We start from the raw sequence: 7105 nt of genomic DNA, 5'->3' as shown, positions 1-7105 counted from the left end.
ACACTGACCTCGACGACAACGACGAAGGGCAGGCGGCGTGAGCCGCCTGCCTCTCCCCATCAAACGGCTGGCGATCTCGTCCTGTAACCTCGGGACATGTCGGTGGCGTAACCCGGGTCAAGTGTTCGTGATAGCCCTCCCATATGCCTTTTGGCGCAGCATTTTCTTGCTCGGTAAACAGAAAGAGAACGTCAGGCCGGGGGAACCAACACATGAATATTGCCAAGATGTCTGTCGCGAGCGGCTTGCTGATCGGACTGGGGGCGATGATGTCTGCCTGCACGACCGCCCGCAATCCTAATCAACCTGATTATCAGTACCAACCGCGCACCTCGGTAAACCCGGCCTGTGCAGACGGCTTCAGGCCTAGCAACGACCGCTCATGCAGTTACTGACACGTTTGATCCGAGACGAGGCAGGCGCGGCAGCAAACGCGCGAATGGTGTTCAGTGACGCAGTCAACGACGGGCAATGAGCTGCGATCGCTGGTCCTCATTCCCATGTCGAGGGTTCCAAAGAAAGCTTCCATCGACCGCGCACCTACCGCCAGAAGTGTATTTCAAGTAAAATCTTGCAACCTTGAGAATTTATGCCATTATCTTAGATGCTATTCTTCGGGGGCGGCCATGAATGGTGAACGCGTCGATGACATTGCTGTTGGGAGGACAGACTATACAGGCCTTGAAATAGGTACTGTTTACAGCAAAGTCCCGAGAGTTTACGCGGTATATTCGAATTCCGACCGCGTGATGATCCAGTACGCAGATGATGAGAGCCTCGCCACGGAGCAAAGATTGGCACTCGCTCACCTCGCGCCCCTTCGAGGTGAAATCAACGGTTTGATAGATGGCTGGAGAAGCCCCAGGACGGTGGGGTCCGAGACTGGCCCAACCCATCGCGCAAGCGCAAGCGACGCCCGCGCGAAAAGATATGACCGCCGTACAGCTGACGCCTTGATCGTTGCACTGCAGGGCGATCAAGCGAGTGCTATGGTCCTCCTAGAGGCAATTAAGAGAGAGATCGTTGAAGAGCGCACTTCGACCGGCCGCGTTCAGTATGTGGTGACGGCCGGTCTCGTCGCGTTTGTCATCTTCCTTCTGTTTTGGGCCTTCAATGATCTCAACTTTCCAAAATTCGTGTCCCGGAATAATACCTGGATGGCGACCAGCATTGGGTGTCTCGGCGCGTTCTTTTCTATTGCGATCGGGATAAGGGGGAGGACGATCCAGACCGACCTCCGGCTTCGTGACAACCTCGTAGACGCCGGACTGCGAATTGTCATTGGGGCAATTTCGGCTGTGGTACTCTTCGCCTTGTTCCGAAGTGAACTATTTAAACTCACGTTGGGCGAGGCCGGTCCTATCAGGCTTTGTGTCACAGGGCCGGAATGCACGTCTCCGCAGATAGATATCGCGATAGTCGTCGCCTTCCTGGCAGGTTTCTCAGAGCGCCTTGTTGGAAATCTTCTCGATACCAAACTCGTCCCGGCACTCGGGGAAAACCCCGCGGTCGTTCAGCCGGTCGTGGCCAAGACGGACCTCGCCCGATCTGAAGCAGACGAAAGAAACCCGCGTGGGCTGACAGCGCCTCCCCGGCTTGCCCGTCCGTCTGCGGCAGAAACCGATGAAAACTTTAATGATCAGGTCGATTCCTGCCTCTGCGACGTGGAACTGGAGGACGGAGAAATTACCGAGGACATAAACTTGCCCAAGGCTTCCGGAGGTGTCGAGAAGCCGTCAGTGCACTGAGGAGGGACGCATGGTTTACTTATTGACCTGGCTGCCCGAAGTTCTCCGCCACGCAGGACTTAAAGTCGCGGAGACCAATGGCTGGGCAAGTCGTGGCACCGGCGAAATGGGGCGCGTGCGTGGCGTCATCTGTCACCACACCGGATCCATCGGGACCGGCAACATGCCCACCTTGAATGCCTTGATAAACGGTCGAGGCGGCAACCATCCACTTTCCGGACCACTCGCCCAGTTGGGACTGGGAGTCGACGGAACATATTATCTGGTTGCCGCTGGCAAAGCCAACCATGCCGGCCCGGGCGAGTGGAGAGGTATCAGGACGGGCAATTCCAGCTTCATCGGGATAGAAGCTGAGAACCCGGGCACGCCCAATGCACAGTGGCCAGACTGGCAGATGGATGCCTATAGACGTGGAGTGGCCGCAATTTTAAATCACATCGGGGAGACCTCCGATATGTGCTGTGGCCACAAGGAGTACGCACTTCCCGATGGTCGAAAGCCAGACCCATTGTTTAACATGGACGTGTTCCGCGATGGCGTGAAACGTGTCATGTCTGGTACGGTCACCCTCCGGCCCCCCGTTCCCGCTTTCGATGCGATTTCGGGCCATCGAACCCTGGAGCGAGGAGCACAGGGTTCGGATGTCGTGCAGGTGCAACGCGCCGTCGGTACCGAACAGGATGGAAGGTTTGGTCCGGTGACGGAGGCGGCGGTACGGTGCTTTCAACAGCGATATGGCCTTCGGCCTGACGGTATCGTGGGTCCACTGACCTGGTCGAAGATTGACGAGATACCACAACCGATAGTTCTTGCAGCAGGACTAACCGATGCCGCCAATGATACGTTGCCGGAAGGAGCCCGGCGCTTGCTCGATCTCATCGGCGATGCAGAAGCGCCGGGTGGGTATGACGTGTTATTTGGCAACAACCAGCACAGGCTACCGAGACCCTTGAGTAGCATGAGCTTGGCCGACGTTATTCTGAACGGCCCGAACTGGCGCAGAATGTTCAGGTCACCCGCGTGTGGCCGTTATCAGTTCATGACGACAACACTCATGCGCTTGCGCGACACATTGCACCTGTCAGGAGGAGAAACCTTCGGCTCTGCCCTTCAGGATCAGCTTGGGTACACATTGCTGAAGTTTCGAGGATATGAGCGGTTTATGGCGCGCAAGATCTCGCTGGTCGATTTCGGCTTGGGACTTGCTCAAGAATGGGCTTCATTTCCTGTTCTGCAAGCCCGGGAGGGCGCACACAGGACGGTTAGGCGAGGGGAGACCTTCTACGCTGGTGACGGGTTGAACAAAGCCCTCATGGCTCCCGAAACTGTCGAACACTTACTGGTAAGTCTTCTGGAGTCGGCGCCGTCCAGTCGCGCTGCCTGATGATCACAAAGCCAAAACGCGTGTGCGGGGTATACGGACGTGGAGGGAATATGTCGAACAGGGAGTTGACGTCAAATGTTGGAGAAGTGAGTGGTGACGGGGCTGCAATAGCAAAAGACGCTGCAGGCGAGGAGTCCGCGTCGCGAGCAGCGCAGGAACCGACACGACGATCAGATCCAGATGACAACCGCGTCTTCGTCGGCGACCGGGCATATCTGACAAGACAACAGACGAGTGGAGATGAGGTAAGAATTCTCGACATCCTGCCTGACATTCCGGATTTGAGGGATAGGATCTATCAACCCCATCTGCGTTCTCTACAGAGCGGGATCTATCCGACGATCGCATTTCCGGTGAGGGACCAGGGAAAATCTCCACGCTGTGTTGGCTATGCCCTTGCACATGTCATAGACGTCCTCCGCCACCAGACCGTCAGCGCAACTCCGCGAGAACGCGTCAGCGCGAGAATGCTCTATGAAATGGGCCTTCGAAATGACGAATGGGCAGACAGTCCCCACGACGGCTCATCCCTGCGCGGGGCCCTGAAGGGGTTTTTCCGAAATGGCGTCTGCAAAGACGGTCCAACTGACAAGACAAAGAAGGATTGGTTGCTGACATACGAGTTGGCGAAGGAGGCGACGGAAACGCGCCTCGGTGCCTACTTCAGGCTTCAGCCTGACATCAGTGACTATCACGCGGCCCTGAACGAGGTCGGAGGGATTTACGCTTCCGCACAAATACACGGGGGCTGGCTAAAACCAGTCAACGGATATATCACGCCCGACGGCGCTCCCATTGGCGGACACGCCTTCGCCATCGTGGGCTACGACGCCGAAGGATTCTGGATCTTGAATTCCTGGGGCGAAAAATGGGGCAGGGAGGGGCTCGCACACTGGGCCTACTCGGATTGGGCCGCAACGATCATGGACGCTTGGGTGTTGCAACTCGGCGCACGCGCTCCATCCGCCTTCAATGCCCTGCCAAAATCATCTCCGACCAGCCGTTCCGGTCTCTTCGGCATCAACGAGCCAACACGCGCCGACATTCTCGGCCATTTCCTCAACATCGACGATGGCAAGCTTGTCGTAACAGGCAAGTATGCGTCGCCGAAGGATGATGAGATGGCAGAGACCGTCAAACGACTTACGATGAAGGAATCCAACAACGGCACGGGCTACCCGCACTTGATGATTTACGCGCACGGCGGACTGAACTCCACGGTGGACGAGGCGCGCCGTATCTCGGCGTGGAAGCGCGCAAATATCTTCGGACGAAACTCAATCTACAACTTTCACCTGATGTGGGCTTCGGATTTCCTCGACGAGGCGTTCGGCGCAATGTCGTCGGCAACTTCCGGTCTCGCTGGTGCGGGCTTTTCGGATTGGCTGTTTGAGGCTGGACCGGGCAAATATTACGGCAATCGCGCATGGCGAAACATGAAAGGTGACGCAGAAGCCGCATTCAGCGGCCGCAGGGAATACGATGGTGGATTCCAGGGCCTTGAACCGCTTCTACAGGGTTTGGACACCGCAGACCTTCGTCCCAAAATTCACCTTGTCGGTCACAGTGCCGGGTCAATCGTTCTCGGTCGACTGATTTCCGCATTGGGACGGTTCAAGCTTAAAAATCTGACCATCGACAGTGTGCATCTTATGGCTCCAGCCTGCACGACGGACTTCTTCAATGAACACTATGGAAAGCTGCTCAAGGGAACCTCGGCGCTGAGGCTAAACGGCAATATCCACCTCTATATGATGAGCGACGATCTCGAGAAGAGAGACACCGTCGAGGCCGGAATTCCCTTGACACCACGGTACAGCCACTCCCTGCTGTACCTCGTCTCGCGAGCCTACGAAGAGCAGCCACATACGCCGATTGCCGGGATGGAAATCTATGGATCGAAGATAGGCAAGAGCGCCCGACTGATCATCGACAAATCATTGTCAGCGCAAACGATGTCTCGATCCCATGGTGGTTTTGACAATGACACTGCAACGCTTACGACCATAATCGAAAGAATCAACGGCAAGCGAGTCAGTGTTGAATTAGTCCCTCGCGATGACGAACTGCGGGGATACTGAGAGGGTCGTCTGCCTGCCAGGCGAAACGCACTTGAGCTTCTTGGCGTTGGCAAAAGCCCCACGCTGTCGACAGTGTGCCTTCGTGATGTGGCCTTCAATTTTGTCTGTCTTGTGCTTGTTTGCGGCATCGCCAACGTGCGAAGTCATCGCCCTTGGAGTAGGCCGGGTTCTCCACCGCCAGCCAGTTTTGGGCGTATCGAACCGCGAAGCCATGGACGCCCCATACGTGGTATTGGTCGACATGTATCAGTTCATGGGCCCATGCCGAAACTGTTGCAGCCGTTAGCGCGTCGCGAAACACCACCACATCAATCAGGGTGACGGCGTCCGCAAATCTTCCCCGTTCCAGTACCGTGGCGAGATTGAAGGAGCCCACGTCACCAATCCGGTATCGGACACGGTTCATTGAAGCTTCGGTCGAGTAACCCGTGAGTTGCTTGCGAATATCTGGCGGGATCGGCAACGATCCTTTTATTGCAGCGTCTCGACTTGCAACCAGGACGCTTTCTAGAATTGGGCCAGAAAAGGTCGCCGCCTGAATTTCGTTTAGGGTACGAGCGATACCGTAGATGGCGACTTCTATCGTGCTCGAGTCCCGCTTCAAATTAGCCCCTGCTTGCGCATGAAAATGTCCGGTCGGGCCGAACTCTGGTGAGCCGCTGCAAGCGTAGACGCATGAAGTCGCTGCGCCGATCGTCCCGAGCAAGACGGTCGAAAAGATATGTCGAGGAGCGAACGGACGTTGCATGGCCAACCTCTAAGGTTCGTAATATACTATATGATTGGGAAATGTATGCATTGGCTTGGTTGGGTCTGTCGTGACCGCCGGTTTTGCAGCTTGGCCATCGCCATATGCTTAGCGCCGTCTTCTGCAAAACGTCTTGGTCGAGATATGGGGTGTGTCATGACGAAGAAGCTCGCGCTGCCCTGTCGGTTGCGACTGACGGGCTTTGACACTAGGTAGTTCTGCCGCGAGCGACGACGGTTTTCAGGACCATTCGAAATGTCAGGATGATCGACGCAGCGCCTAAGGCAATAGCCGCAATGCCGGTCTGGTGCGTGGAGACCTGAAACCCCAGAAAATCGAAAGAAGTTGCTCCGCCCCCGGGTGCAGCCATCAGCAATAGACCGCCTGAAATGCACCCAAGGCCAAAGAGGGCGGCGAGTACTGATGCAATTATCAGCACCAATTTGCTTCTCTCATCCTGGGCGGCATTCCCGACAGGCTTTTCCTCAAGATCAGGTTCGCGCCCCGACAGTCTTGCTTCGATGACTACGCAAGCCGTCCGAATATCGGGAATGTGTATCTTGCCGCTCTGTTTCGCATCACTCCAGAAATCTTCTGTCCCCCACCCAAATGATTTCATCTTGTCCGCAAATGCAGGATCGAGGACCGCTACCGATCGACATGCAACCTTGAAAAGAAAGGCCGGCGTGTTCCACCTTCTCTCCTGTCTCACCTCGCCGACATCATCCAGATAGGTTTGAGCCTGGGTCAAGGCGACGTTTAATGCCGCAATTGCTCGCCGGAGTGCTTCCTCGTCCTGATCCGACCGCCGAAATTGATCTGCCCAATGAACCAGGGCCGCGGGAAATTGATCGATAGAGTCGCCCTCGAGGTGGTACCTGTTCACGGAAGTTTCCTCCACTGAACACAACCAGAAAATAGCATGTATGCCTCGCCGGAGACAGGCTTCGTTTGCAAGGCAGGTCGTGTCCCGCCGAATGGTGTAGGTCGGCGGTAGCGAAGCCGCTCGTGAGCGCGTTCTAAATTGCGCCGTAGCGAGCGAGCGGCGAAAGCGGCGGTCATCGAAGTTCTCCGGTAAAGTCGGGTTGCTCACACCAACCTGATTGGAAGGAACCACCGATGACCGATGTCATGATGAACCTGC

At 56.2% G+C, this 7105-nt stretch carries 6 protein-coding genes; 4 read left to right on the top strand and 2 right to left on the bottom strand.

Annotated elements, in window-relative coordinates; all coding sequences use genetic code 11:
• The first annotated feature begins 212 nt into the window (after positions 1-212).
• The 4 genes from FHT76_RS41025 to FHT76_RS41010 all read left to right on the top strand — a co-directional run bounded on the left by FHT76_RS41025 (position 213) and on the right by FHT76_RS41010 (position 5213).
• Entirely contained in the window at positions 213-395 is a 183-nt protein-coding gene (locus FHT76_RS41025; RefSeq protein ID WP_183759276.1) for a hypothetical protein, read from the top strand.
• 231 nt (positions 396-626) lie between these two features.
• On the top strand, positions 627-1748 hold the full coding sequence (locus FHT76_RS41020; RefSeq protein ID WP_259186884.1) for a hypothetical protein: 1122 nt from the start codon (positions 627-629) through the stop codon (positions 1746-1748).
• Positions 1749-1758: 10 nt separating this feature from the next.
• Complete coding sequence (locus tag FHT76_RS41015; protein ID WP_259130975.1) at positions 1759-3132, top strand: N-acetylmuramoyl-L-alanine amidase; 1374 nt, start codon at positions 1759-1761, stop codon at positions 3130-3132.
• A gap of 50 nt (positions 3133-3182) precedes the next feature.
• Positions 3183-5213 carry a C1 family peptidase gene (locus tag FHT76_RS41010; RefSeq protein WP_259186883.1) on the top strand — a complete coding sequence of 677 codons (2031 nt, stop codon included), beginning with the start codon at positions 3183-3185 and terminating at the stop codon, positions 5211-5213.
• A 94-nt stretch (positions 5214-5307) separates the two neighbouring features.
• Here the strand turns inward: FHT76_RS41010 and FHT76_RS41005 are convergent, their stop codons facing one another.
• The gene (locus FHT76_RS41005; protein ID WP_259186882.1) at positions 5308-5961 is read right to left on the bottom strand and encodes a DUF4157 domain-containing protein; all 654 of its coding nucleotides are present in this window, start codon (positions 5959-5961) and stop codon (positions 5308-5310) included.
• A 208-nt stretch (positions 5962-6169) separates the two neighbouring features.
• On the bottom strand, positions 6170-6847 hold the full coding sequence (locus FHT76_RS41000; protein WP_259186881.1) for a hypothetical protein: 678 nt from the start codon (positions 6845-6847) through the stop codon (positions 6170-6172).
• Between the last annotated feature and the right edge of the window lie 258 nt (positions 6848-7105).

The sequence above is a fragment of the Rhizobium sp. BK176 genome, from assembly GCF_024808055.1.
The sequence above is the reverse complement of the archived record's forward strand: the minus strand, read 5'-3'. Positions and strand labels throughout refer to the sequence as shown.

Excerpts from the sequence above, each read along its gene's own strand:
- FHT76_RS41005 (WP_259186882.1), bottom strand. The coding sequence starts at position 5,961 with ATGCAACGTCCGTTCGCTCCTCGACATATCTTTTCGACCGTCTTGCTC.
- FHT76_RS41020 (WP_259186884.1), top strand. The coding sequence starts at position 627 with ATGAATGGTGAACGCGTCGATGACATTGCTGTTGGGAGGACAGACTAT.
- FHT76_RS41025 (WP_183759276.1), top strand. The coding sequence starts at position 213 with ATGAATATTGCCAAGATGTCTGTCGCGAGCGGCTTGCTGATCGGACTG.
- FHT76_RS41015 (WP_259130975.1), top strand. The coding sequence starts at position 1,759 with ATGGTTTACTTATTGACCTGGCTGCCCGAAGTTCTCCGCCACGCAGGA.
- FHT76_RS41010 (WP_259186883.1), top strand. The coding sequence starts at position 3,183 with ATGTCGAACAGGGAGTTGACGTCAAATGTTGGAGAAGTGAGTGGTGAC.